The 24,472-nt window shown below is 32.0% G+C and carries 20 protein-coding genes; 15 read left to right on the top strand and 5 right to left on the bottom strand.

Going from position 1 to position 24,472, the window contains the following annotated elements; genetic code table 11:
- The first annotated feature begins 101 nt into the window (after nucleotides 1-101).
- On the top strand, nucleotides 102-1,382 hold the full coding sequence (argH, locus tag A4F88_RS04820) for an argininosuccinate lyase (RefSeq protein ID WP_068841364.1): 1,281 nt from the start codon (nucleotides 102-104) through the stop codon (nucleotides 1,380-1,382).
- 74 nt (nucleotides 1,383-1,456) lie between these two features.
- Here the strand turns inward: argH and A4F88_RS04815 are convergent, their stop codons facing one another.
- Nucleotides 1,457-2,518 (bottom strand): pectate lyase family protein, encoded by a 1,062-nt coding sequence (locus A4F88_RS04815; protein WP_068841363.1) that lies wholly within the window; start codon nucleotides 2,516-2,518, stop codon nucleotides 1,457-1,459.
- A gap of 218 nt (nucleotides 2,519-2,736) precedes the next feature.
- Between A4F88_RS04815 and A4F88_RS04810 the strand changes: the two genes are divergently transcribed.
- Both A4F88_RS04810 and A4F88_RS04805 read left to right on the top strand, forming a co-directional pair.
- The gene (locus A4F88_RS04810) at nucleotides 2,737-3,738 is read left to right on the top strand and encodes a DUF2157 domain-containing protein (protein ID WP_068841362.1); all 1,002 of its coding nucleotides are present in this window, start codon (nucleotides 2,737-2,739) and stop codon (nucleotides 3,736-3,738) included.
- Nucleotides 3,735-4,910: a hypothetical protein gene (locus tag A4F88_RS04805; RefSeq protein ID WP_068841361.1), complete on the top strand. Its 1,176-nt coding sequence runs from the start codon at nucleotides 3,735-3,737 to the stop codon at nucleotides 4,908-4,910. Before A4F88_RS04810 ends, A4F88_RS04805 begins: the two co-directional genes overlap by 4 nt.
- A gap of 83 nt (nucleotides 4,911-4,993) precedes the next feature.
- On the opposite strand, the gene ytxJ is transcribed toward A4F88_RS04805, so the two are convergent.
- The gene (gene ytxJ, locus A4F88_RS04800; RefSeq protein WP_068841360.1) at nucleotides 4,994-5,383 is read right to left on the bottom strand and encodes a bacillithiol system redox-active protein YtxJ; all 390 of its coding nucleotides are present in this window, start codon (nucleotides 5,381-5,383) and stop codon (nucleotides 4,994-4,996) included.
- Between the two features lie 206 nt (nucleotides 5,384-5,589).
- Here ytxJ and clpB point away from each other — a divergent pair, with 206 nt between their 5' ends.
- The 6 genes from clpB (at nucleotide 5,590) to A4F88_RS04770 (ending at nucleotide 13,074) form a co-directional block, all read left to right on the top strand.
- Nucleotides 5,590-8,193 (top strand): ATP-dependent chaperone ClpB, encoded by a 2,604-nt coding sequence (gene clpB / locus A4F88_RS04795; RefSeq protein ID WP_068841359.1) that lies wholly within the window; start codon nucleotides 5,590-5,592, stop codon nucleotides 8,191-8,193.
- A gap of 175 nt (nucleotides 8,194-8,368) precedes the next feature.
- A complete protein-coding gene (locus tag A4F88_RS04790) occupies nucleotides 8,369-8,860 on the top strand; it encodes a T9SS type A sorting domain-containing protein (protein ID WP_068841358.1) in 492 nt (163 codons plus the stop codon).
- A 22-nt stretch (nucleotides 8,861-8,882) separates the two neighbouring features.
- Nucleotides 8,883-9,926 carry a receptor L domain-containing protein gene (locus A4F88_RS04785; RefSeq protein WP_068841357.1) on the top strand — a complete coding sequence of 348 codons (1,044 nt, stop codon included), beginning with the start codon at nucleotides 8,883-8,885 and terminating at the stop codon, nucleotides 9,924-9,926.
- Between the two features lie 447 nt (nucleotides 9,927-10,373).
- The gene (locus tag A4F88_RS04780) at nucleotides 10,374-11,249 is read left to right on the top strand and encodes a DUF808 domain-containing protein (protein ID WP_068841356.1); all 876 of its coding nucleotides are present in this window, start codon (nucleotides 10,374-10,376) and stop codon (nucleotides 11,247-11,249) included.
- A 336-nt stretch (nucleotides 11,250-11,585) separates the two neighbouring features.
- Nucleotides 11,586-11,996: a hypothetical protein gene (locus tag A4F88_RS04775; protein ID WP_068841355.1), complete on the top strand. Its 411-nt coding sequence runs from the start codon at nucleotides 11,586-11,588 to the stop codon at nucleotides 11,994-11,996.
- A 190-nt stretch (nucleotides 11,997-12,186) separates the two neighbouring features.
- Nucleotides 12,187-13,074: a carbon-nitrogen hydrolase gene (locus A4F88_RS04770; protein WP_056251458.1), complete on the top strand. Its 888-nt coding sequence runs from the start codon at nucleotides 12,187-12,189 to the stop codon at nucleotides 13,072-13,074.
- A 95-nt stretch (nucleotides 13,075-13,169) separates the two neighbouring features.
- Here the strand turns inward: A4F88_RS04770 and A4F88_RS04765 are convergent, their stop codons facing one another.
- From A4F88_RS04765 to A4F88_RS04755, 3 genes are all read right to left on the bottom strand, one after another.
- Nucleotides 13,170-14,288: a GNAT family N-acetyltransferase gene (locus tag A4F88_RS04765; protein ID WP_068841354.1), complete on the bottom strand. Its 1,119-nt coding sequence runs from the start codon at nucleotides 14,286-14,288 to the stop codon at nucleotides 13,170-13,172.
- Between the two features lie 90 nt (nucleotides 14,289-14,378).
- A complete protein-coding gene (locus A4F88_RS04760; protein ID WP_068841353.1) occupies nucleotides 14,379-15,059 on the bottom strand; it encodes a hypothetical protein in 681 nt (226 codons plus the stop codon).
- Between the two features lie 72 nt (nucleotides 15,060-15,131).
- On the bottom strand, nucleotides 15,132-16,109 hold the full coding sequence (locus A4F88_RS04755; protein WP_068841352.1) for a transporter: 978 nt from the start codon (nucleotides 16,107-16,109) through the stop codon (nucleotides 15,132-15,134).
- A gap of 89 nt (nucleotides 16,110-16,198) precedes the next feature.
- On the opposite strand from A4F88_RS04755, the gene A4F88_RS04750 reads away from it, so the two are divergent.
- The 6 genes from A4F88_RS04750 to A4F88_RS04725 all read left to right on the top strand — a co-directional run bounded on the left by A4F88_RS04750 (nucleotide 16,199) and on the right by A4F88_RS04725 (nucleotide 24,435).
- Nucleotides 16,199-16,519 (top strand): DUF4834 family protein, encoded by a 321-nt coding sequence (locus A4F88_RS04750; RefSeq protein WP_082815696.1) that lies wholly within the window; start codon nucleotides 16,199-16,201, stop codon nucleotides 16,517-16,519.
- 51 nt (nucleotides 16,520-16,570) lie between these two features.
- Entirely contained in the window at nucleotides 16,571-19,021 is a 2,451-nt protein-coding gene (locus A4F88_RS04745) for a YfhO family protein (RefSeq protein WP_068841351.1), read from the top strand.
- Nucleotides 19,022-19,329: 308 nt separating this feature from the next.
- A complete protein-coding gene (locus tag A4F88_RS04740) occupies nucleotides 19,330-20,616 on the top strand; it encodes a glycosyltransferase family 4 protein (RefSeq protein WP_068841350.1) in 1,287 nt (428 codons plus the stop codon).
- A 59-nt stretch (nucleotides 20,617-20,675) separates the two neighbouring features.
- Entirely contained in the window at nucleotides 20,676-22,145 is a 1,470-nt protein-coding gene (locus A4F88_RS04735; RefSeq protein WP_068841349.1) for a lipopolysaccharide biosynthesis protein, read from the top strand.
- Nucleotides 22,146-22,241: 96 nt separating this feature from the next.
- Nucleotides 22,242-23,894, top strand: coding sequence for a mechanosensitive ion channel family protein (locus tag A4F88_RS04730; protein ID WP_068841348.1), 1,653 nt, complete (start codon nucleotides 22,242-22,244; stop codon nucleotides 23,892-23,894).
- Between the two features lie 193 nt (nucleotides 23,895-24,087).
- Entirely contained in the window at nucleotides 24,088-24,435 is a 348-nt protein-coding gene (locus A4F88_RS04725; protein WP_245179028.1) for a hypothetical protein, read from the top strand.
- Nucleotides 24,436-24,472: the final 37 nt, after the last annotated feature.

Here is a 24,472-nt window from a genome sequence, read left to right as displayed (position 1 = left end):
TATCGGGGCTAGAAACACCATCAGTATAAACAATGACATTAGATCTAAATTAGAAAACAATCTAAGAAGTCTAAAATCTAAGAAGTCTAAAAATCTAAGTTATGAAACTTTGGGAAAAAGGAATACCAACAGATAAACAGATCGAACAATTTACAGTCGGAAACGACAGAGAATTGGATTTGGTTTTAGCAAAATATGATGCTTTAGGTTCAATTGCACATGCCAAAATGTTGGGACAGATCGGTTTATTGACTCAAGAAGAAACAACATCTTTAGTTGATGCATTAAACGAAATCATCGCTGATATCGTAGTTGGAAATTTCGAAATCGAAGATAGTTTCGAAGATGTACATTCTAAAATCGAATATCTTTTAACAGTAAAACTAGGCGATGCAGGAAAGAAAATCCACACGGCACGTTCTCGTAACGATCAAGTTTTAGTGGATGTTCATTTGTATTTAAAAGACGAATTAAAAGCAATTAAAGAACAAGTAAAAACCTTGTTTGATTTGTTGATGGAATCGGCAGAAAAACATCAAAATGTTTTATTGCCAGGTTATACGCATTTGCAAATCGCAATGCCATCATCCTTCGGAATGTGGTTTTCAGCTTATGCTGAAAGTTTAATTGATGATATTACAATGTTAAATGCAGCTTCAAAAATTGTAGATCAGAATCCATTAGGTTCTGCTGCAGGTTACGGAAGTTCATTTCCAATCAACAGAACATTTACAACAAAAGAATTAGGTTTTGAAACTTTAAAATACAATGCTGTTGCAGCTCAAATGAGCCGTGGAAAAGCGGAGAAAACGGTTGCTTTTGCGATGACAAGCGTTGCAGGAACATTATCAAAATTTGCGATGGACGTATGTTTGTATATGAGCCAGAATTTCGACTTTATTGGTCTTCCTGCGCATCTTACAACAGGTTCCAGTATTATGCCTCACAAGAAAAATCCGGATGTTTTCGAATTAATCAGAGGAAAATGTAACAAGATTCAGGCACTTCCATACGAAATCACATTAATCACAAATAATCTTCCAAGCGGTTATCATAGAGATTTGCAGCTTTTAAAAGAAGGTTTGTTTCCGGCAATTCAAAACCTGAAAGCTTGTTTAGATATTGCTATATTTTCAATTAAAGATATTACGGTTAAAGATCATATTTTAGAAGATAAAAAATACGATTACTTGTTTACGGTTGATACTTTAAACGAAATGGTTGTAGAAGGAATGCCGTTTAGAGATGCTTATAAAGCCGTTGCAGAACAATTAGAAGCAGGAACATACAAATCCCCAAAGGAAACCAAACACACGCACGAGGGCAGTATCAACAATTTATGCTTAGATGCGATTAAAGATAAAATGAAAGCAGCTTTTTAAATTGTTTTCCCCATAAAAAAACCGATTTGTTTATCAGACAAATCGGTTTTTTTATGCAAAATTTTAGTGTATTACTAACTTTTATTATTGCAACTGGCAGATATTGTACCAGTAGTACTAACTTGGAGGGTTGCTCCGGCACCACAGGATTTGTTGGTTACATATTCTTCAACTTTTCCTATCGGAATTGTGGTGTAAGTATAAGAAGGTTTATTTACTGTTGTGCCAAAATCCATTGGACCTTTTCGGCAATGATCGAATACAATTCCAACAGTACCACCATCTGTGCTTATATATTCTTTAAATACTTTATCAACTTTGGCGAAATCAGTTCCTTCAACATAGCAAGTAGCGTTTTTAGCTCCTCCACCCAGACCAATTGCAAGAGAACCCGGCTCTGATGTGTTGTAATAGCAATTCAGAATATGAATTTCTGCATTTCTGGCACGGGGCATTCTTTGTTTGCAGCCTTCTGCCCAGTAACAATTTTTAAAAGTTATACTATAATGTCCATCAGCAGGAAAATCATTTTTTCCTGAGCCAATAAGATCACTAAATCTATGATCTTCAGCTCCTCCGGAACCTCCGGATTTTGGAGCTTTTAAATATGTGAATTTACACCATGAAACGGTAACATTATCTGTTTTTCCTTTATTATCATAATTACCATCCTGACCATCCTGAAATTCGCAATGATCTACCCAAAGATTAGTACAATCTGCAGTCAAATTATCCTGACCATCAATGTCATAAGCACCAGGTCCAACAAAAATAAGATTTCTGATAATTACATTATTAGAACCAGATTTTAAATATAAAATTCCGGCTCCGGGATTAGATTGGTTTTCGTTCACAAGTTTAGCGCCAGGGAGTCCAATAATAGACTTATTTGAAACTATTTGTTGTATAGGCTGCCCGCTGGGTATAGTTATTATTCCAGATACTAAAATTACTTCAGGAGTTGGCAGTTTTATTTTTGCGAGCAAATCCTCATAAGTTTTTACAATTACAGGAGTCGAAGTTCCGCCTCCAGTTGTGGCAGCACCAAATCCCTCTGGTGAAACCATATAATAATTTTGTGCAGAGAGATTGAATAAACTCAATACAAAAAAGAGTAAGAAAAGATTTTTTTTCATTTTTAAGTCAGTTTTTTGGTTTTGTTCAGATAGTTAAATGTAATCGATTACACAAATCTAATTTAATAATGTTTACAAACTATAATTTTAATGAAATATTATAATTGAACATAAAAATTTTTAATTATTCGTTTTTTACTTAGTAAGTATTTTTTTACTATGGAAGATTTTATTAAAACAAAAAAGAGTATTTTTGAGTATGCTATAAAATTCAAAAGATGAATAAATTTGATGATCAGGCCACTAAAGAACTATTAGAACGGAATTTAATTACAGAAAATCAATATCAGGAAATTACTTCATACCGAAATTTGAATATTTTTTCGTTAAATGCAGAATTGAAATTATTTCTCTATTTATCGGTTTTGCTATTTACATCAGGTATTGGAGTTTTAATTTATAAAAATATTGATAGTATTGGTCATATTGCCATTCTTTCCTTATTATTAATTGTTATTGGAATCTGCTTTTATTTCTGTTTTAAAAACTCAAAAGGTTTTCAGAAACAAGAAACAGCTTTCGAAAATCCGGTCTTAGAATATTTGGTTTTAGCAGCCAGTATTCTCACCTGTATTTTTATAGGATATCTGCAATTTCAATATAAACCGTTTGGCACACATTACGGACTAGCTACTTTAATCCCAACAGTAGTAAGTTTCTTTTGTGCTTACTATTTTGATAATAAAAGTGTTCTGGCAATCGCGATTACAGGTTTGGCAGCTTATGTCGGACTTTCGGTCACACCTCAGGACTTATTAAATAATATTAATTTCTATGCTGATCAAAGCTTAAGTTATTCAGCAATAATGTTAGGTATTTTGCTTATTTTATGGACGATTTACAGTTCTAGAATCGAGTTAAAAACGCATTTCAATCTTATCTATTTAACTTTTGCTTTACACATTATAAGTATTGCGGCAATTAATAGTTTAGTAAATTATTACGAAGATGCTATTTGGTTTCTTTTTGTAATTGTTTTAGCAGCTTCCTCTTATTATTTCTATAAAATTAGTCATAAACTTAAAGCAATTTCATTGTACGTTTTTATGATTGTTTACGCCTATATTGGTCTGAATATATTTTTAATACGAATTTTTGAAAATGTTGATTTCTCAGATGTTTGGGAGTTATTTATCTTAATTCTTCCATTTTATTTTATAGGCTCGATTGTGATGTTTATAAAATTGATTAAAAACTTTAATAAAGCAATTGCGGTATGATAGTACATGATAAAAGCTCATTAGAAAATTTAAGCTTAGTTGAAGAAGCCAATTCTTTACAATTGGCAGGTTTTATTAGTAAAGAACAAAAAGATCTGATTAAAAAAGAATTGCCTGCTTTTAGAAGGCAGAGTAACCTATTGGTACGATTAGGATTCTTTTTGCTCGGTGCCTTTTTTTATTTATCAATTTGCGGTGTAATTGCATTACTCGGATTGACGGGTTCTAATTCTGAACGTACTTTTTTTAATATTTGCTGTTATATTTTTGCAGCTGTTGGTTTTGCCGGCGCCGAAATTTTGGCCAATCAAAAATATTACGGACATGGTTTGGATGATGCTTTTGTTTTAGGAGCAATTTTAAATATAGGATTTGCTATTGCAATTACAACAGAAGGTTATGAATTAAACATTGCTTTTTTTGTTGCCGTAACTTCTTTTTTAATGTATAGAAGGTACCTTCATTTGCCATCTTTACTGGTTTTTTGTTTTGCAGCTTCGGCAGTCCTGTTTTACGGAATGTTTGAATTTGGGCTTATAGGACAAACGATTTTACCATTTGTTGTAATGCTCGTTTCGGCGTTGTTTTATTTTGTAACCAAAAGAATAATTAATAATCTCAAAAAAAGTTATTTCTATAGCGGACTTTTACTAGCCAATAGTTTCTGTTTGATACTCTTTTATCTTTCTTGTAATTATTTGGTAGTAAGAGAACTATCATTAGAATTATTAGGAAATGAAGTGAGGGCAGGCAGTGATATCCCGTTTGCTTTTTTCTTTTATGCTTTTACTTTTATTGTTCCTGTTGTGTATTTGGTTCAGGCTTTAAAAACAAAAGATAGAATCATGCTTTGGATAAGTTTTTTAGCTATTGCATTTTCAATATTTACCATTCGGTTCTATTACTCAGTTTTACCAATAGAAATAGCACTTACCTTGGGCGGATTAGTTTTGTTTGCTATAACTTATTTCTCAATCAAAAAAATAAAAGATAATGAAATTGGTTTGACATTTAAACCGGACCGAATCAATAATTCGAATGCTATTCTGAATGCTGAAAATTTAATTGTGGCTTCAGCATTTGGTTTAAAACCGGAAGTAAAAGCAGAAAATTCTCCAATGGATTTTGGAGGCGGAGGTTTCAGCGGAGGAGGTTCAGAAGGAAGTTTTTAATTAATTGTTAATTGTGAAATAAAAAAGTGAGATGTCAACTTTGTAAAGCCTGCATCTCACTTTTATTAATATCATTTCACATTTTACACTTTACTTTTCAACGCTTCAGCATCAATATCACTATGAGAAACATCATAAACAGCTTTTCCGTTTCTTATTAATATCAATTGTGGCGATTCATGATATACATTAAATCTGCTGGCAATTTCATTTGATATATCGCGATGTGCAATCAAATCTAAAAAATAAGCAGCAACTGTATCATTTAAATCGTATTCACGTTCAAATTGTTTCAGTGCCATACGGCTAATACTGCATCTTGTACTGTGTTTAAAAATAACCACTGGTTTTTCATTAGAGATCGCTTCAATTTCCATTAATTGAGCGATGTCAGTTAATTCTGTCCAGTTTACATTGCTTTTTGGAGATTCTGTGTTGTCTGAATTTCCGAAGATTGAATTTAAAAAACTCATATTTGACTTGTTTTATGACTTTTTGACGTTTAAAAATGATAAAAATCAGGTTTTTAATGTCATTTTGTCTGTATTTTTAATGTGGAATATAATTTGAATGTTCTCAGGCAAAGTTATATCATTTAAGTTAAACATTTAATCCAATAAATTGTAATTTTAATGGTATTGAACTTTATAACTAAAAATCAAACCTAAATCGTATACATATGAACATAAATAAATTTACAATTAAGTCGCAGGAAGCCATTCAGTTATCGCAACAATTGGCTCAACGCAACGGACAGCAACAAATAGAAAATGAACACATTTTTAAAGCTATTTTTGAAGTAGATGAAAATGTTGCTCCTTTTATCTTGAAAAAACTCAATGTAAATGTTCCGTTGTTTTTACAAATATTAGACAGTACCATTCAGAGCTTTCCAAAAGTTTCCGGAGGAGATATTTTACTTTCCAGAGATGCTAATAAAGCATTGAATGAAGCGGAGATTATTGCACAAAAAATGAACGATGAATATGTTTCTATTGAGCATTTGATTTTGGCAATTTTCGACTCAAAAAGCAAAGTTTCCCAAATCTTAAAAGATCAGGGTGTTACCGGAAAAGGACTTAAAGCTGCAATTGAAGAACTACGTAAAGGAGAAAGAGTGACATCGGCTTCAGCTGAAGAAACGTATAACTCATTAAATAAATATGCTAAAAATCTAAACGAATTAGCACGTACAGGGAAACTAGATCCTGTTATTGGACGTGACGAAGAAATCCGTCGTGTATTGCAGATCCTAACCCGTAGAACAAAAAACAACCCAATGTTAGTAGGTGAACCAGGAGTTGGTAAAACCGCTATTGCAGAAGGTTTAGCACACAGAATTGTTGATGGTGACGTACCGGAAAACTTAAAAGATAAAATTGTTTTCTCTCTGGATATGGGAGCGCTGATTGCAGGTGCAAAATTCAAAGGAGAATTCGAAGAACGTTTAAAATCGGTAGTAAAAGAAGTTACAGCTGCCGAAGGTGATATCGTATTGTTTATCGATGAGATTCATACACTTGTAGGTGCAGGTGGAGGAGAAGGTGCAATGGATGCAGCTAATATCCTGAAACCAGCTTTGGCTCGTGGTGAGTTAAGAGCAATTGGAGCTACAACTCTGGATGAATATCAAAAATATTTTGAAAAAGATAAAGCTTTAGAAAGACGTTTCCAGAAAGTACTAATTGATGAACCGGATACCGAAAGTGCGATTTCAATTTTACGTGGAATCAAAGAAAAGTACGAAACACATCATAAAGTTCAGATTAAAGACGAGGCAATTATTGCGGCAGTTGAACTTTCTCAACGTTATATTACAAATCGTTTCTTACCGGATAAAGCGATTGACTTAATGGATGAAGCAGCTTCTAAACTGCGTATGGAAATCAATTCAAAACCAGAAGAATTAGACGTTTTGGATCGTAAAATCATGCAGTTAGAAATTGAAATTGAAGCCATCAAACGTGAAAAAGAAGAAAGTAAGCTGAAAATTTTAGGCATGGAGCTGGCGAATCTCAAAGAGGAACGCAATGAAATTTTTGCAAAATGGAAATCAGAAAAAGATATTGTTGACGGAATTCAAACCGTAAAACAGGAAATCGAAGATTTTAAATACGAAGCAGAACGTGCAGAACGTGATGGTGATTACGGAAAAGTAGCCGAAATTCGCTACGGAAAAATTAAAGAAGCACAAGAACGTCTTGACGTTTTACAAAAACAATTACAAGAATACCAATCAGGTACATCTTTGATTAAAGAAGAAGTAACCCGAGAAGATATTGCAGAAGTAGTAGCTAAATGGACTGGAATTCCTGTTATGAAAATGCTTCAGACAGAAAGAGAAAAACTCTTGCATCTTGAAGACGAATTACACAAGCGTGTAGTAGGGCAGGAAGAAGCAATTGAAGCCGTAAGTGATGCTGTTCGTAGAAGCCGTGCCGGTTTGCAGGATATGAAAAAACCAGTTGGAACGTTCTTATTTTTAGGAACAACCGGAGTGGGTAAAACTGAGTTGGCAAAAGCTTTGGCTGAATATCTTTTTGATGACGAAAATGCGATGACCCGTATCGATATGAGTGAGTATCAGGAACGTCATAGTGTGAGTCGTTTAGTTGGTGCACCTCCGGGATATGTAGGTTATGATGAAGGTGGTCAATTGACCGAAGCAGTTCGTAGAAAACCATATTCTGTAATTTTGTTAGACGAGATCGAAAAAGCGCATCCGGATACGTTCAATATCTTATTGCAAGTTTTGGATGAAGGTCGTTTAACAGATAACAAGGGGCGTCTGGCAGATTTTAAAAATACTATTATCATCATGACATCCAATATGGGAAGTCAGATCATACAAGATAAATTTGAAAACTTAAAAGGAAGCATTGAATCTGCTACAGAAGCTGCAAAAGTGGAAGTTTTAGGATTGCTGAAACAAACCGTTCGTCCGGAGTTTATAAACCGTATCGACGAAATCGTAATGTTTACGCCTTTAACAGTAGATAACATTTCTAAAATTGTTAGTTTACAACTTAAGAGTGTTACAAAAATGCTGGCTTTACAAGGTATCACCATGGATGCAACTCCAGAAGCGATCAAATATTTATCAGACAAAGGCTATGACCCACAGTTTGGTGCAAGACCAGTAAAACGTGTGGTACAAAGAGAAGTACTCAATCAATTGTCTAAAGAAATTTTGGCAGGAAACATCACTACAGACAGCATTATTTTATTAGATGCTTTTGATGGGCAATTGGTCTTTAGAAATCAAACCCACATTGAAAAATAATTTTTTAGTTTTAATATTCAGAAAACACCAGCGGAAACGTTGGTGTTTTTTTTATATGTTTTTTATGAATCCCTTCTTTTTATTAATGTGTTTATGTAAGAATTAATATATATTTGAATAATGAAATAAGCTTTGATTTTATTCAAATAAAAGAATTAACAACTAAAACTATTATATGAGAAGAAACCAACAAACTTTTTTTACTTTATTTATTAGCAGTATTTCGTTTATTACCAGTAGTTATTCTCAGCAGAGTGTAGTAGCTGCAGGCGGAACTGGTATGGGAACAGGAGGCTCATCGAATTATTCAATTGGTCAGATCGCCTATACAGGCTTATCCGGATCAAATGGTTCTGTTTTGCAAGGTGTTCAACAAACTTATGAGATAATTACTTTGGGTAATGATGAATTTTCAGGAATTAAGCTTATGATGACTGCCTATCCAAATCCTACTACAGATATACTTAATTTAATTGTGGTTAATGATAAACAAAATGATTTATCCTATAATTTATATGATATTAATGGCAAAATAGTATCTAAAAAATCTAAAATAACCACTTCTGAGACCAGTATTTCAATGCAGGAATTAAATCAGGGAATTTATTTTCTATCGGTAAGCGATAACAATAAAACAATAAAAACATTTAAAATCATAAAAAAATAACCATTTAACCGAAGAAAGATATATGAAAAAAATTACTCTGATAGTACTATTATTAAGTTCTTTTACAATTTTATTTGCGCAGGTTCCGCAGAGAATGAGTTACCAGTCAGTCATTCGTAAAGCTGACGGAACACTTGTTACGAATACGTTAGTAAGTATAAAAACCAGTATTATATTCGATATTGCAAATGGTAACCCTAGTTATATCGAAACACAAACAACAACAACAAACAACAACGGATTAGCAACTATTGAAATAGGTGGAGGAACTGCAGTTACTGGAACTTTTGCAGCTATAAATTGGGGGGCAGGTTCTCATTTTATCAAAACAGAAATTGATCCAACAGGAGGAAGCAACTACACCATTAGCGGTACAAGTCAGCTTTTAAGTGTGCCTTATGCTTTATATGCTGGCAATAGCAAATCTAATCAAGGAAAAACAAGTATTGTAATAACAGGTGATATTACAGATGCACAAGCAGTAGCACAAGTAACAGCAGAGTTTGGACCCAACACAGAAAACATTTATGTTAATGGTACAACAAATTTGACAACTTTAGATTTAGCAGTAGTAAAAAAACTAATAAATCTAAGAATAATAGACAATCTAAAATTAACGAATGTAAGTTTAAATAACCTTACTGAAGTTTATAGTGATTTGAATATAGGAAATAATGCAAAATTGAGTTCAATTTCATTTCCTGTTTTGAAAACTATTTATGGATTTGATTCTAGTATTAGTAGAAATTCTTCTTTGCAATCTATTTTGATGCCTTCATTAATCAAAGCTCAGAGTATTTTTTTTAGAAAAAATCCTTTTTTAAGTTCTATTGAAATACCGGTTTTAACTACAGTTTATGGTGAAGAGGCAAGTCTAAATTTTGATTATAATGCACTTTCTAGTTCTCAAGTTAACTTGATTTTAAGCCGAATATTAAATATTTCTCCGGCTTCAGGTAAATATATTCAATTGCAAGGACAAACTCCACCAGCTCCTCCTACGGGACAAGGAATCGTTTACAAGACAAATCTAATCAATGCTGGCAATAGCGTTACAACGGATTAATTTATTATAATAATTATATAACTAATTATTATTCAGAAAACACCAGCAGAAACGTTGGTGTTTTTTTATTTACAAAAGTTTCAAAACCGTAAATCATGAAACTTTTAGTTAAAGTAATATAAATAGAATTAGAGATTAGTTTATCAAATTTACAATAGTATACTTTTATTTATAATTAATTGAATAACACTATAAAATCAACATCATGAACAATATTTTTAGAGGATTAATTGCAGGTTACGGTGCGAAAAAATTAGGAGGCGGTTGTTTGGGGACTGTTTTAGTTTTTGTAATTATCTGGGTGCTTTTAGGACAATGCAGTTAATCTTTAAATGAAAAAATTAACAAAAAAGTCTTAGATTAGCACAGATAAATAACCCAATTTGTGAATTAAATTGATTGCTAAAAGTCAGTGAATTACACAATTTTTAAAACAAATAAATTAAAATGGCATCAGGTTTTTTTGTACTATTAGATGATATTGCGGCAATTATGGACGATGTTGCAGTAATGAGTAAAGTTGCAGCAAAAAAAACAGCAGGAATTTTAGGCGATGATTTAGCAGTAAATGCAGAGAAAGCTTCAGGTTTTGCTTCATCCAGAGAACTTCCGGTATTGTGGGCAATCAGTAAAGGTTCATTACTTAACAAAGTAATCATTTTACCAATTGCATTTTTGCTAAGTGCATTTTTGCCAATTGCAATTATTATAATTTTAGTACTTGGCGGACTTTTCCTTGCTTATGAAGGAGCCGAAAAAATATACGAATTTATCTTTCCTCACGCACACGAAGAATCTGAAGGAATAACAGCAGAAACTTTAACAGAAGCAGAGATTCTGGAAGCTGAAAAAGGAAAAGTAAAATCAGCAATCCTGACCGATTTTATTTTATCAGTCGAAATCGTCATTATTGCATTAGGTACTGTAATTGGAAAACCTATTTTTCAGCAAATCATTGTAGTATCTATAATTGCTGTAATAGCAACAATTGGTGTTTATGGCATTGTAGCTCTAATTGTCAGAATGGACGAAGCAGGGTTTAAACTCATTCAGATTAGCAAAAAAGAAAATAGCATTTTAAAATTCATTGGTAATATTTTAGTTCAGGCACTTCCTAAAGTTATCAAAGCGTTGACAGTTATTGGTACAATCGCATTAATTTTAGTGGCTGGCGGAATCTTTGTGCACAACATTGATTTCTTTCATCATTTAGTACCACAATTACCTTCAATCATAAAAGAATTTGTTGTTGGATTAGTACTAGGATTTATAGTTCTGGCAATTGTAAACGTATTTAAAAAAGTATTTTCAAAGAAAAAATAAATATAGTTTATTATAAAATTTCAAAACACCAGTCAGGAGGCTGGTGTTTTTTTTTGGAGCAAAACAATCATTTTCAATAGACCATTTGTCCCGCTGTTCACTATATCTTTTTCCTGCTTCAGTCAGCAGGAAAAAGGATGCCGTTTCCATCGGGGCTAGGTTAGTGCAATTTAATTTTTACAAGAAAATACTGTTATTGTGTGATTTTTTTTATTGAGGTAAGTTTTTGATTTGTAATTGTTTAGTCTTTATTTGAAATTATTTAACAATTTATCTAAGCAACCAAAGCAACGCATTTACATCTTCATAGTAATTAACAATTAATTATTATTTTATATGAAAAGTTTTAAATTAAAATCAGCTTTAGTAGTATTATTTTTATCAACAGTATTTGTTTCGTGTAGTAATGACGATGATCATGCAGTTGCTCCTGCAAAAACAAAAGTAGCATTAGTAACCGAAGTTAAAGGTCCGGCAACCGGAAAAGTAAATGAAGAATTGAGTTATGATGTTACTTTTATTGTAGACAATGCCTGCGGAGAATTCGATAAAATTGAAGATACTAAAATTGGAGAAATAAAAGGTTTGCAAGTTGTAGCAAAATATCCATCAGAAGTTTGTACACAGCAAGTTCCGGATCCTAAAAAAACAGTTTACAAATTTAAATCAGCTACAAAAGGAAGTTTTGAGATTAAATTTAAAAAATCTGAAACTGAATTTATTACAACAAAAGTCGTTATTGAATAATTCAGTTTCTGGTTGGTAAGTTTTGGTTATGAAACCATTTTGCAGAGATTAATTTTTTAATTAATGCAAAATGGTTTTCTGCTAATAGCAAGAAGATAAACTTTACATTGTTTTTGGGCTCTTTGAGGTGAATAACGAAACTTTGTCATTCCTTTAAAAATTACTATTTTTGCACTCTAAATTTTATGTCATGCCGAAAAGAAAATATAAAATAGCCGTTATTCAGTTAAATCTGAATGACGTTGCCGAAAATAATCTTAAAAAGTGTATTAGCTGGGTAAAAGATGCTGCCAATAAAGGCGCCGAAGTAATTTTATTACCAGAATTATATAGTAGTCATTATTTTTGCCAAAGTGAAGATGTAGATAATTTTGCATTAGCAGAACCACTTTACAGTACTTCATTTATTGCTTTTAGTGAACTGGCAAAAGAATTAGGAGTAGTAATCATTGTTCCTTTCTTCGAAAAAAGAATGGCAGGAATTTACCACAACAGTGCTTATATTATTGACACTGACGGAACAGAAGCTGGTTTATACCGTAAAATGCACATTCCGGACGATCCGCATTTCTACGAAAAATTCTATTTTACTCCTGGTGATTTAGGATTTCAGGCAATCGAAACCAAAAAAGGAAAAATTGGAACCCTTATTTGTTGGGATCAATGGTATCCGGAAGCAGCACGTATTACAGCTTTAAAAGGTGCTGAGGTTTTATTCTATCCAACAGCAATTGGATGGCATCCAAAAGAAAAAGAACAATACGGAGAAAATCAATACGGTGCATGGATGAACGTTATGAAAGGTCATGCTGTTGCAAATGGTGTTTTTGTTGCCGCTGCAAACAGAATTGGTTTAGAAAAATATATTGAAGGAACAGAGGGAATTCAGTTTTGGGGAGCTTCATTTATTGCCGGACCACAAGGCGAAATTTTAGCTCAGGCTTCTCACGATCAGGAAGAAATTCTAATTGCCGAAGTTGATTTGGATTTACAGGAAAATGTGCGTCAGAACTGGCCGTTTTTCAGAGACAGAAGAATTGATGCTTTTGGCGATATCACAAAAAGAGCGATTGACTAAATAACTATAAAGTTAATGTGTAAATATAAAAAAGGACGAAATATTAATTTCGTCCTTTTTTAGTTTATATAGAATTGTAATTGAAAATCATATTTTTAAAGATATTTCAAATACGTTTTTCTCTGACAATGAATTTTTGGATCAAAGTTTTTCCAGAGTAAATGAATTGCTGTATTCTCTGCTAATTCAGGAGTTCTGATACAATTCTTAATTCCTTTTTCAGAGAAAGTTTTAAAATACTCATCGAAAATAATGGCAGTCACACCTTTGTTTTGATATTCAGGATGAACACCAATTAAATAAAAAACAACGTCTTTACTCTTTTTTCTGGCTCTTAAAAGATGAATAAAGCCAAACGGGAATAATTTTCCTTTAGCTTTTTGTAAGGCTTCGGAAAAACTAGGCATTACGATACTAAAAGCAACTAAATTATCGTCTTTATCAACTACAAATTTAATATATTCAGGATTGATAAAACTGATGTATTTCTTCTTGAAATATTCTTTTTGAATATCAGAAATAGCAACAAACGAGGCTAATTTGGCATACGATTCGTTGAACAAATCAAACATTTTGTCAACATGAGGCATAATGTCTTTTGTTTTGGTAAAAGTCAATGCACGTAAACCATATCTTTTTTTAATTAATTCCTGGGCTTTTAGAAAAAATTCAGGTTTAACATTTGAGAAAGGAAAAATACTTTCGATATATTCTTTTTCTACCTGAAAACCAAGTTTTTCAAAATGAGTTACATAATACGGATTGTTGTACCATGTAATCATAGTTCCCATTTGATCGTAACCTTCAGTTAAAACACCAACTTTATCCAGATTTGAAAACCCCATCGGACCTTCGACATGTTCCAGATTATGCTGTTTCCCTAATTCGTATACTTTTTCTAATAAAGCTTTTGTGACTTCAATGTCATCAATAACATCAAACCAGCCAAAACGAACTTTTCTTTTATGCTGATTATTTACTTCAGACCAATTGATAATGGCTGTAATTCTGCCAACAATTTCGTTGTCTTTATAAGCGATATAAAAATAAGCTTCTGCATTGTCAAAAGCAGGATTTTTTGTTTTATCAAATGATTCTAATTCATCAGCAATAATGGGCGGAACCCAATATGGGTTGTCTTTATATAATGAAAACGGAAATTTGATATAATCAGTTAGTTCTTTCTTGGTTTTGGCTTCTTTAATTGTAATCATTAAGGTTTTCTTTGTTAAGAATGTTGCTTTAAACTAAATCTTGAGATTTTAGAAACGAATATAGGTATCTTTGAATTAACAAAAAAAGAATTAAATAAAAAAGCCCAAATTAATGGGCTTGAATAATCGTTTAAAGTGTACCAAAATAACTTGGTTAGATAGTGAAATTTTGTTCTGTCTTGACTTTTTGTCAATGTCTTTTCGTATTTTTTTATAAGCTCCTAAAATCAGACCATCAGAAGTTTTGGCGAAATTAAAAGAACTGGAATCTTTATCTGCATGAACGGAGCCGTTAACTGTTTTAGAATAAATAATTTCTAAATTGTTCAAATCATATATTTCCATCACAAATACAATTTCATTTTTATGCTCTTTGGATAGTTTGTTATGTGAAGAATAATCAATAGCTCCTATTTCGTCTTTAACTACTTTAGCTTTTATATTTATAAAATAATCAAAATTGGTTCCGGTTTTTAAGTTAGAGAGTTCTTTTCGATTTGGATTAAATGTTATGTTTTGTGGTAATAATAAACCTTTTGTTGTGGGGACATAACTTAAGCTTGTTTTTAAATGTTTGTTAAAATCATCAATAACATTTTTAGTTAATTTCTTATTTACAAAATATGGGGCATCAATAGTATTCAATAACCATTTTCCAGAGGTAAAGTCTAAACCACTTTGCATTTTTTGATCCTGAAAAACATATGTTGGAAAAGAGCAGGAAGTTAATAGAAAATAAAAGATAAATAATAATGATATATTTTTTTTCATTGAAAACATTTAATAAAGTATGTCTTGTTTAATTGGTATTTAAGTTTTTTGAGTAATGATATATCTTAATGACTATTCGTATTTTGCTTTACGTTTTCTTTCTTTAGCCTGATAATCTATTTCTCTTTGTTCCATCTCATTATCTTTATTCTTTTTGGCTTTTTCCTTGTTCTTAAATTCCATTTGTTTTTCTTTATAACTTCCGTCATAACGCCATGAAACACCAACTCCGCCGTATAAAATTGAAGGCGTATTTTTAAAATTAGTACTCACTGATGCATCCACCTGAAGGTTGGAGTTGATTAAGTAAGCTGCACCGCCACGAACAATGGCATCGCTGTAGAAATCACTTTTGTATCCTTGATTTTCGATAAAACCAGACCATTTATCATTAAAACCATGTGTTAAGGTTAATACATAGCCATAACTTGGATAATCTGTGCCAATATAATCTGCAATGATATTGGTTACAAAAACCCATTTTCCGCCTCCGAATAAATTTTGTGTAATCAAAGCCACTTTAGGTGAAATGGCTGATTGCGGAGAAAAGTAATAAGGGTTATCTGCTCCAACAAAATTTGCTCCTGCAAATAGGGAAACAGCTGGGATTAGTTCGTGCCAGTTGAAACTATGATTGGCTTTATAGCTGTAGATGTTTGCTTCTTTCTTATAGTTTTTATACGGGTCATAAATTAAATACTTAGCTCCTAAAACTGTTTGTCTGAAATTGTTCTTTTTATAACTGGTGTAAGGAGTATCAAAATTTTCCATTTGGTACTGAAGATCCAGTATAAATTCCAGTTTTTCTAAAAACGCACCATAACGCAAAGTTAAATCTGTACCAAATCCGCTAGCATCATAATTTAATAAATCGTGTTTTTCTTTGATACCATATACACCAAGTTCTGCCTGAATAACAGATTTACCAACTGCATACGCCGACATGGTTTCACCAGGACGATTCGAATTAATGACATCAGTATACTGAGCGAAGAAAAATTGTGGAATAAAACAAAGAGCTGTAAGGAATAAGTTTTTATTTTTTAACATATATGTTTTTTTTGATTAAAAAGTAATAACGCATTTCAAATGTACTATATTTTATTATTTATTTAAGATTGATATTTTAATTTTAAACAATGGATTTATTAATTTTGGAAAAAAATTATATGATCATGCAAGAAGCATCTTTTACAAATTTGTTTAAAACGATAATGTGGATTATTGCGTTTTATTATATTTTTAAATTTTTGGCCCGAATCTTTTTACCGGTATTAGTAAAAAAAGCTGTTGAAAAAGCAGGGGAGAATTTTCAGAGACAACAACAATACAATCAGGATAATACATGGCAGAAAACGTATAAAAACAATGATGAAATTATCATTGATACTGCTAATGCAAAAAAACCGCGTGAAACCAAAAAGGTTGGCGATTATGTTGATTACGAAGAAATAGATTAAATTTGTGACCTAGAGTTATAGGATTCATCATTTAACCCAAACCAACCTAAATTGAAAATAGTAAATAAGTTCTATCCGCATGCCCTTGTTATACTGGGCTTTATTATCGTTTCATTAATTTATTTTTATCCGGTTTTACAAGGAAAACAAATCTTCCAGTCGGATATTGCTCAATACACCGGAATGGCAAAAGAGCAAAATGATTTTAGAGCTACAGAGCATTCTGAACCCTATTGGACAAATTCAGCTTTTGGTGGTATGCCAACATATCAGTTAGGAGCAAATTATCCTAACGATTATGTGGGGAAAATAGATGATGCGTTGCGTTTTTTACCGCGTCCTGCTGATTATTTATTTTTATATTTCTTAGGTTTCTACGGTTTATTACTGGTCTTGAAAACAGATCCTTTAAAAGCATTTATTGGAGCCATTGCCTTTGGTTTTTCTACCTATTTAATTATCATTCTTGGAGTTGGACATAATGCAAAAGCACATGCTATTGCTTATATGCCACTTGTTATTGCAGGATTTATACTCGTCTTTCAGAAAAAATATATTTGGGGAGGTTTGCTCACCATGTTTGCGGTTGCCTTAGAGATTAATGCCAATCACTTTCAAATGACCTATTATTTATTGATATTCTTATTGATTTTATCCGGTTATTTTGCTTTTAATTTCATCAAAGAAAAACAATACAAACCACTTTTGACTGCTATTGGAGTTTTGGCTGTAGCCGGAATTTTTGCCATTGGTGCTAATGCTACTAATTTAATGGCAACCAGCGAATATGCTAAATTTAGTACACGTAGTAACAGCGAATTGACTTTTAATCCTGATGGAACTAAAAAGACAAACGAAAATGCTTTAAGCCGTGAATACATTACAGAATACAGTTATGGAATTGCAGAAAGTTTTAACCTGATTGCTCCAAGACTTTTTGGAGGTTCAAATCATGAAAATGTAGGTACAGACAGTCGTATGTATTCGTTTATGATTGAGCAGGGAGTTCCGTCAGAGCAAGCACAGGATTTTGTATCCGGAATGCCAACTTATTGGGGAGATCAGCCTATTGTTGCTGCTCCGGCATATATTGGGGTAGTTGTTTTCTTTTTGGCAGTTTTAGCCTTATTTATCGATGATCGAAAAATAAAATACGTATTCCTTTCCGGAGCACTGGTTTCATTGGTACTTTCATGGGGAAAAAACTTCTCATTACTGACTGACTTTTTTATTGATTATGTTCCAATGTATGATAAGTTTAGAGCGGTTTCATCAATTCAGGTTGTTCTTGAATTGTGTTTTCCTGTTTTGGCCATCATGGGATTACAATCCTTTTTTAAAGCTAAAGAAGAGCCAAAATTACAGCAAAGTGCACTTGTAAAAACAGGTGTTTTTGGTTTAGGAGTTATTTTGATTTTGGTATTTGCAAAAAGCATGTTTCATTTTACAGGAAGCAACGATAATTATTTCCTTCAAAGCTACGGTCCGGCTTTTGTCGATGCTTTAAAAGAAGACAGAATGAGTTTGTATTCTGCTGATTTATTGCGTTCAGGCTTTTTTATTGTAGTGACTTTTGGAATTTTATGGTTGTTTATCAAAAATAAACTGGCTCAGAATACTACTTTAATCATTGTAGGGATTTTAATGATTTTTGATTTGTTCTTTGTAGATAAAAAATATGTTTCAGCTAAAGATTTCGTGAGCCCTGTTCAAATTGCAGCTCCGTTTCAGGAAACAGCTTCAGATGCGAAGATTTTACAAGATACAACACATTACAGGGTTTTTGAGGTAAGTGGTAATATGTCCAGTGCACGTGCTTCTTATTTTCACCATTCTTTGGGAGGATATCATGCTGCAAAACCTAGAAGAATTCAACAATTGTTTGATTACCAGATTGCAAAAAACAATATGGAAGTGCTGGATATGCTAAATGTAAAATACATTATCCAAACAGATAAAGAAGGAAAAGAATTTCCAACGATAAATCCAAATACAAATGGAAATGCGTGGTTTGTAAGCACTGTGAAACTGGTTAATAAACCAGATGATGTAATGAAAGCATTAGATCATATTGATACAAAGAGAGTTGCGGTATTTAATGTTCATGAAAATGAAGCAAAATTCCAAAATGCCCGTATGAAAAAACAATGGGATACAACCGGAACTATTAAAGTAGTACAATACAAGCCAAATTATATCAAATATAAATCAGATAACGAAAAAGATGGTTTAGCTGTTTTTTCTGAAATGTATTATAAAAATGGCTGGAATGCTTATGTCGATGGTAAATTAACAGATCACTTTCCTGTTGATTATGTTTTAAGAGCAATGGAAATTCCAGGCGGAAAACATACTATAGAGTTTAAATTTGAACCTCAGGTAGTAAAAACCGGAAGTATGATTACTTTGGCAAGTTCAATTGGAATGTTATTGCTTTTGATTGGCGGAATTTATTTTGAAAGAAAAAACTATAGCGATAATAAGAGCCAATATAAAGAATAATTGTTTTGAAAGATCATTTATTCTCTTTGTTCTAAATATCTGAAAGACTAAACAATGAAAAAAAACTGTGCTAAATTTTGGTAGTCCACAAGAGTTGGAGGCTAAGAGAATAGCTGATATAGAATCTCTTTCATGTTTAGAGAGATTAATGGCTATTATTGAAGTCTCTTATACTTTAGACTGCAAAAGTAATTCGATCTAAAAAACAATGAATCAGCAAATAATTGATGAGCTGGAAAAATTGAATAATGAGAATTAAGAAAATATATAACTAGCATATGCTGGATTATGACAGCAATAAATAAACTTTGGAACAAAAAAAACTCTTAATCATTACCTATTATTTTCCGCCAGCAGGAGGGCCTGGTGTACAGCGTTGGTTGAAATTTGTAAAATACTTACCGGAATTTGATATTCAGCCAATTGTTTATGTTCCTGAGAATCCAACCTATCCCATAATAGATGAAGGTTTAGTTGGTCAGATTTCGGAAAAAGCAATTGTATTAAAAAATAGAATTTGGGAACCTTATCAGTTGGCTTCCATTTTTTCAAAAAATAAAACCAAGAAGATTAGTTCAGGAATTTTTCCGCATAAGAAAAAGCAAACTTTTTTAGATAAAACATTTCTTTGGGTTCGCGGAAATTTATTTATTCCTGATGCCCGTGTTTTTTGGGTAAAACCTTCAGTATCTTATCTGGAAAACTATATTAAGGAAAATAATATAGATACTATTGTAACCTCTGGACCGCCACATAGTTTACATTTAATAGGTTTAGAATTAAAAGAAAAACTAAATGTAAAGTGGTTTGCAGATTTTCGTGATCCATGGACTACAATTGGATATCATAAAGCATTGCGTTTATCTGATTATGCAGCTAGTAAGCACAAAAATCTGGAGCATAAAGTATTAAACTCAGCGGATACTATTATTGTAACGAGTAAAACTACAAAAACAGAATTTCAGGCCATTACCAATAAACCAATTTCGGTAATTACCAATGGTTATGATATCGAAAATGTCGAGAAACAGACTTTAGATACGAAGTTTACCCTGGCACATATCGGATCGTTTTTGTCTGATCGTAATCCTAGGTTTTTATGGGAATCTCTGGTTGAATTGCTTCAGGAGGTTCCGGATTTTAAATCACATCTCGAAATCAAACTGATAGGAGCAGTAAGTCAGGAAGTACTTGATTCCATTTCTGAGTTTCATTTGAATGATTATTTAAATCTTTTGGGATATGTTTCGCATCACGAAGCAATCGCACATCAAAAAAAATCTCAGGTTTTACTTCTAATCGAGATTAATTCTGAAGATACTAAAAGCATTATTCCGGGAAAATTATTCGAATATATGGTGTCAAATCGCCCTATTATAGCGATTGGACCTCAAGGTTCTGATTTTGCCGATATTATAAAAGAAACCAATACCGGAGTATTTTTTGATTATTCTGAAAAAGAGAAATTAAAAAGTGTAATTTTGGACTTTTATAATCAATTTTTGGAAGGAAGATTACAAGCTAATGGCGTTGGTTTACAACAATATTCAAGAAAAAACCTAACCAAACAATTAGCGCAATTGATTAAGGAATAAAAACTTAAAATCAATCCTGATCATTTTCAGGAATAAAATCTAAATTCAGAAATCCAAACATGGGTATTGTTTTAAATCAGTCTTTCAAAAATACAATTATTACTTACATAGGTTTTGCAATTGGAGCCATTAATACACTTTATTTGTATCCTGTTTTTCTTGGCGCTACTTTCTATGGTTTAACTAATTATGTAACATCCTGTGCCAATGTGATTATGCCTTTATTTGCGATTGGAATGCAAAATACTCTGGTCAAATTTTATTCGCAATATCAAACCGACGAAGAAAAATCCCGTTTTTTATCCTTTACTGTTTTATTTCCGTTACTGCTAATTATTCCACTTTTACTAATTGGTCTTGTTTTTTACGATGAGATTCTGTTCTTTTTGTCCAAAAAGAATGCGATTGTAAAAAGTTATATCTGGTTAATACCATTTATAGGATTATGTATGGCATATTTTGAAATTTTTTATGCCTGGTTGCGCGTAAATATGCATTCTGTTTTTGGAAACTTTGTTAAAGAAGTCGGCTTACGTTTATTTTCATTATTTCTATTAATAGGTGTTTACTACAATTGGCTTAGCGTAGAAGGATTCGTTTACGCAACAGCAGTTTTATATTTTGTAGCATTTCTGATAACCATGTTATATGCATTTAGTATTCAGAAACCAACTTTTCAGTTTACAATACCTGCAAATACAAAAGATATCCTGGTATATACTTTTTACATTATTTTATCCGGGAGTGTTGCCAATTTGCTTTTGGATGGAGATAAAATGATATTAAACCAGTATATGCAGATTGAGAATATTGCTTTCTATTCTGTTGCTACCTATATTGCTTTGGTAATTTCTGTTCCAAGTCGTGCTATGCACCAAATTGTATATCCAATTACGGCAAAATTAATGCACGAGAACAAACACGATGAGTTGAACCAGCTTTACAAAAAAACCTCAATAAACCTGCAAATTGTAGGTGGCTTTGTAATGCTTTGCATTTTTGTAAATATCAGTCAGTTGTATGAGTTGGTTCCAAAAGAATACAGCGGTGGAATTGCTGTTGTTTTTATGATTGGTTTGTCTAAATACTTTGATTTAATTTTAGGAAACAATAACGCTATCATTTTTAATACAAAATATTACCGTATGGTATTGTATTTAGGATTAATGCTGGTGGTGTTAACTGTAGTTTTAAATATGATCTTTATTCCAATTTTCGGAATTTTCGGGTCTGCATTTGCTACTTTATTATCGATTACTTTATACAGTCTGGCAAAATTGCTCTTCGTGGTAAAAAAGCTTCATTTGTATCCTTTTACCATACAAACGATATATTCGATGTTAATTACATTTGCATTGTTTTTATTGTTTTATTTTTGGGAATTTCCTTTTTATCAATTGATCAGCATTGCTTTAAAATCAGTTTTGGTTACCATTTTATATGTATACATAAACTACAGGTTTAATATTTCTCCGGATATTAATAAAGTTATAGATACAATTCTGAAAAAGTTAGGAATTAAGATTTAGTACGATTTTATTGAGAAATTAGAAAGTAATTTAAAATCTAATCTATTTTGTCTTTATATTTGTTAGAAAGGAGATCTAACTTATTGCCAGCAAAATATGAAAAAGAATTTAATTTGTTTTTTCGCGTTTTTCATTGCTTTGTATTCTTCAGATGTGATTGCCCAAAAGGACAGTTTGCTTACCTCAAGAACCATTGTCCCGGAAATAAAGCAAAAGAGATATCCGGTTACTCCTTTTAAAGACACACTTTTTTATGTTTATAATAAAGTAGGTTCTTTTTCTGCCGAAAACAGGGCAAATGCTATCACAGAAAAAATCAGAAAACTGTATGAAGATTCTTTTTTTGAAAAAGATTCTATTTCAGTTGTTCCTTCAGACATCTCTCAGGATATCATATACAAGAATGATTTTGTTATAATGTCTGTTTTAGATGTTGATGGAAAATCAGAAAATCAGACAGCCGCTTATATTGCCAAACGAAATTTAAACCTGATAAAAAGAGCTATTATTTATCAGAATGAAAACTACTCCATGCTGCCCAAAAGGCTTGGTTATACAGCATTGCTTGTTTTGATTATTGGAGTTGTTTTATATTTTGTAGGTAAAATATTTAACAGAGTAAAATATCATATTTTAAAGAACAGCGACAAATATTTTAAAGGCATCAGATATAACAACATTAATATTCTTATGCCTCAAAAACAGCAGTTTCTGTTTATGAAAGTGTATAGTTTTATAAAGTGGCTGACATTAGTTTTAATCGTTTATCTTTCGTTACCCTTGTTGTTCAGTATTTTTCCGGCAACAGAAGCTTATACCAAAACGTTACTACATTGGATTCTTTCTCCGGCAAAACTGGCCGTGATGGGATTTGTTCGTTTCCTGCCAAGTTTTGTTACCATAATCGTTATTATTATCATTTTTAAATATGCCATAAAAGTGATTCGGTTCTTTTTTGATGAGATTAAAAAAGAGAATATTAAAATTGATGGTTTTTACAGCGATTGGGCAATGCCAACGTTTAACATCATCCGGTTTTTACTTTTAGCTTTTATGGTAGTGGTTATATTTCCGTATTTACCGGGCTCAGATTCTTCAATTTTTAAAGGTGTTTCTGTGTTTGTAGGTGTTTTGTTTTCATTAGGTTCATCCAATGCCATTGCAAATATGGTAGCAGGATTAGTGATTACTTATATGCGTCCGTTTAAGATAGGCGATTTTATAAAAATTGGGGACGAAAGCGGAGAAGTAATCGAAAAAACAGCGCTGGTAACCCGAATCAGAACACCAAAATTTGAAGACATCACTATTCCTAACTCGACAGTTTTATCGAGTACATCAACCAATTATTCTTCAAATACAAATCAGGTTAATAATGGTTTATTGATTCATAGTACGGTTTCAATTGGTTACGATGTACCTTGGAAAGACATTCATAAAGCTTTAATTGAAGCGGCATTAAAAACAGAAATGATTGAGAAATCTCCAACTCCTTTTGTTTTGCAAACCAGTTTAGATGACTTTTATGTTTCTTATCAGATCAATGTATATACCAAATATCCAACCAAACAACCTTTGATTTATTCCTCCCTCCATCAAAACATTCAGGATTCATTTAATGCTGCCGGAATCGAAATTATGTCACCACATTACAATGCAATACGTGACGGAAATACAACGACTATTCCGGAAAACTATTTGAAAAATGATTATGAAACACCTTCTTTTAATATTAAAAATAAAAAGTAAAGTCTTGATAATCTTTACTTCCTCTTAAAATTTTAACAGCTGCTTATTTTGTAATCTGATTTATAAAAATTAAATTTATGTCAGAAATAAGCTCCAAGCTTCGGGATTGATAAAATATTGACAATACAAAAATCACCAAAAGTGGGTATTGCGGTATTTTTTTACTTTAAATAATTTTGCAAAAAAATGTAAGATGAAATGGAAGTGTAGTACTATTTGGATTAATTTTAGATCATTAATTATGAAAAACAATCAACTCAGTCAGGAACAAAGTGTGCAGGTATTTTCTAATATGATATCGAATAAAGTTAATAATGGATTTACATTAGAAGAACGAAATGATGAATTACTTTTTGCTGTTCTTTCAAAAGGTGGAAAAGTAGTCAATCATGGTTTAAACTTTATCATTTTTTGCCTGACTTTAGGATTATGGTCATTTGCATGGCTTTATTTGACGATCGAGGCTTCAAAGCAAAAAAAAGTAATAGTAGCCATCGATGAAGATGGTTATCCTTTTGAAGAAAGATGTTTAGTTGCTTAAACAGTTTAATTTTAAAACACAAAAGCCATAAATTAAA

The sequence above is a fragment of the Flavobacterium chilense genome (genome assembly GCF_001602525.1).
Classification (GTDB): Bacteria; Bacteroidota; Bacteroidia; order Flavobacteriales; family Flavobacteriaceae; genus Flavobacterium; species Flavobacterium chilense.
Note: the sequence above shows the minus strand (reverse complement) of the source record. Positions and strands in the feature narration are given on the sequence as shown.

Excerpts from the sequence above, each read along its gene's own strand:
- A4F88_RS04790 (WP_068841358.1), top strand. The coding sequence starts at position 8,369 with ATGAGAAGAAACCAACAAACTTTTTTTACTTTATTTATTAGCAGTATT.
- A4F88_RS04780 (WP_068841356.1), top strand. The coding sequence starts at position 10,374 with ATGGCATCAGGTTTTTTTGTACTATTAGATGATATTGCGGCAATTATG.
- A4F88_RS04765 (WP_068841354.1), bottom strand. The coding sequence starts at position 14,288 with ATGATTACAATTAAAGAAGCCAAAACCAAGAAAGAACTAACTGATTAT.
- argH (WP_068841364.1), top strand. The coding sequence starts at position 102 with ATGAAACTTTGGGAAAAAGGAATACCAACAGATAAACAGATCGAACAA.
- A4F88_RS04760 (WP_068841353.1), bottom strand. The coding sequence starts at position 15,059 with ATGAAAAAAAATATATCATTATTATTTATCTTTTATTTTCTATTAACT.
- ytxJ (WP_068841360.1), bottom strand. The coding sequence starts at position 5,383 with ATGAGTTTTTTAAATTCAATCTTCGGAAATTCAGACAACACAGAATCT.
- A4F88_RS04750 (WP_082815696.1), top strand. The coding sequence starts at position 16,199 with ATGGATTTATTAATTTTGGAAAAAAATTATATGATCATGCAAGAAGCA.
- A4F88_RS04815 (WP_068841363.1), bottom strand. The coding sequence starts at position 2,518 with ATGAAAAAAAATCTTTTCTTACTCTTTTTTGTATTGAGTTTATTCAAT.
- A4F88_RS04730 (WP_068841348.1), top strand. The coding sequence starts at position 22,242 with ATGAAAAAGAATTTAATTTGTTTTTTCGCGTTTTTCATTGCTTTGTAT.
- A4F88_RS04725 (WP_245179028.1), top strand. The coding sequence starts at position 24,088 with ATGAAATGGAAGTGTAGTACTATTTGGATTAATTTTAGATCATTAATT.
- A4F88_RS04785 (WP_068841357.1), top strand. The coding sequence starts at position 8,883 with ATGAAAAAAATTACTCTGATAGTACTATTATTAAGTTCTTTTACAATT.
- clpB (WP_068841359.1), top strand. The coding sequence starts at position 5,590 with ATGAACATAAATAAATTTACAATTAAGTCGCAGGAAGCCATTCAGTTA.
- A4F88_RS04810 (WP_068841362.1), top strand. The coding sequence starts at position 2,737 with ATGAATAAATTTGATGATCAGGCCACTAAAGAACTATTAGAACGGAAT.
- A4F88_RS04735 (WP_068841349.1), top strand. The coding sequence starts at position 20,676 with ATGGGTATTGTTTTAAATCAGTCTTTCAAAAATACAATTATTACTTAC.
- A4F88_RS04770 (WP_056251458.1), top strand. The coding sequence starts at position 12,187 with ATGCCGAAAAGAAAATATAAAATAGCCGTTATTCAGTTAAATCTGAAT.
- A4F88_RS04805 (WP_068841361.1), top strand. The coding sequence starts at position 3,735 with ATGATAGTACATGATAAAAGCTCATTAGAAAATTTAAGCTTAGTTGAA.
- A4F88_RS04775 (WP_068841355.1), top strand. The coding sequence starts at position 11,586 with ATGAAAAGTTTTAAATTAAAATCAGCTTTAGTAGTATTATTTTTATCA.
- A4F88_RS04755 (WP_068841352.1), bottom strand. The coding sequence starts at position 16,109 with ATGTTAAAAAATAAAAACTTATTCCTTACAGCTCTTTGTTTTATTCCA.